General features: G+C 59.4%; 1 pseudogene. It reads right to left on the bottom strand.

The annotated features are described in order from the left end of the window. Nucleotides 1-66: 66 nt before the first annotated feature. Nucleotides 67-475: pseudogene (locus HMPREF2928_RS08080) on the bottom strand (siroheme synthase); the annotation flags it as partial.

Genomic DNA, 475 nt, shown 5'->3' with positions numbered 1-475 from the left:
CGGGCTGAAAAGTCGAACTACGTCGAGCATCCCAGCCCACCGGTTACCCCTCACCACGACCGGGCGCTACTTGAGGTGGCTGCCGCCGTGCTCCATGCGGTACAGCATCAACTTCAAATCACCAGAGGAAACGAAAGACCTATCAAAGTCCTCATAGACGTATTCCCCATCAACGCGGTAACCCCACATGTGGTGATCAACAGCCCACTGAGCCTCACGCCAGAAAGCGCTACCCTGACGAACCTTATGTTGCCAACCGCCAGCACTCCGAGGCGCGTCCTGGTTACCCGGCACAGACGAGCTACGCGGCAACGAGGCAGAGGTCGGCGCCTTCGGCGTGACCTTACCCATCGCCTTCTGATACCTGTACATAAACGCCACCGTCGACGGGGTCGAAAGCTTCGCCTCCGGGTGGAACTTGCCATCCGCCCAGCCGAAGGTAATGCCCTTCTGACGAGCCCAAATGTATGCGGCG

Source organism: Rothia sp. HMSC072B04 (genome assembly GCF_001813725.1).
GTDB lineage: Bacteria > Actinomycetota > Actinomycetes > Actinomycetales > Micrococcaceae > Rothia > Rothia mucilaginosa.
The sequence above is the reverse complement of the archived record's forward strand: the minus strand, read 5'-3'. Positions and strand labels throughout refer to the sequence as shown.